Below are 845 nucleotides of genomic sequence, written 5' to 3'. Positions count from 1 at the left end.
ACTATCACGTACAGGCTCTTCCCATTTCGCTCGCCACTACTTTGGGAATCTCGGTTGATTTCTTTTCCTGCAGCTACTTAGATGTTTCAGTTCGCCGCGTTCGCTTTGCATACCTATGTATTCAGCATGCAATGACCTAAAAGGCCGGGTTTCCCCATTCGGAAATCTGCGGATCAAAGTGTGTTTGCTCACTCCCCGCAGCTTATCGCAAGCTACTACGTCCTTCATCGCCTGTAATCGCCAAGGCATCCACCATGTGCACTTATTCGCTTGTCCCTATAACGTTAGCCCCTGGTTACTCACCAGGGAGCGCTATAGTTCAAGGAGTACAGCTTGTTGCATGTTTGTTGATTCTTACTACTACCCTAAGTGTGCACTTTTACATGCACGCTTAAAAAAACTTTACTTCTTCCAGATTGTTAAAGAACAGAACAACAGTGATCTCGAAAAGATCAAACCTAAATCGCACCAGGAACTGGATGACTTACGTTTGAACTTTGGTGGAGGATGACGGGATCGAACCGACGACCCCCTGCTTGCAAAGCAGGTGCTCTCCCAGCTGAGCTAATCCCCCTTATTGGGTATGCCAATAACCTGGTAGGGCTGGTTGGACTCGAACCAACGACCCCCGCGTTATCAACACGGTGCTCTAACCAGCTGAGCTACAGCCCCGAAACTGTGTTCTTTGTTCAACAGTCGATAAGTGTGAGCGTTTGGTGACTGGGTTCTAAGACCCGGTGCTACTCTAGAAAGGAGGTGATCCAGCCGCACCTTCCGATACGGCTACCTTGTTACGACTTCACCCCAGTCACGAATCCTACCGTGGTAAGCGCCCTCCTTGCGGT

2 tRNA genes and 2 rRNA genes are annotated in these 845 nt (G+C 49.3%); all 4 read right to left on the bottom strand.

Annotated elements, in window-relative coordinates:
* A 23S ribosomal RNA gene (locus tag ACI48I_RS24160) occupies positions 1 to 276 on the bottom strand; the annotation flags it as partial.
* 222 nt (positions 277 to 498) lie between these two features.
* Positions 499 to 574 (bottom strand) — tRNA-Ala (locus ACI48I_RS24155).
* A gap of 21 nt (positions 575 to 595) precedes the next feature.
* A tRNA-Ile gene (locus tag ACI48I_RS24150) sits at positions 596 to 672 on the bottom strand.
* A gap of 77 nt (positions 673 to 749) precedes the next feature.
* Positions 750 to 845, bottom strand: a 16S ribosomal RNA gene (locus ACI48I_RS24145); the annotation flags it as partial.

The sequence above is a fragment of the Massilia sp. LXY-5 genome (assembly GCF_059801075.1).
The sequence above is the reverse complement of the archived record's forward strand: the minus strand, read 5'-3'. Positions and strand labels throughout refer to the sequence as shown.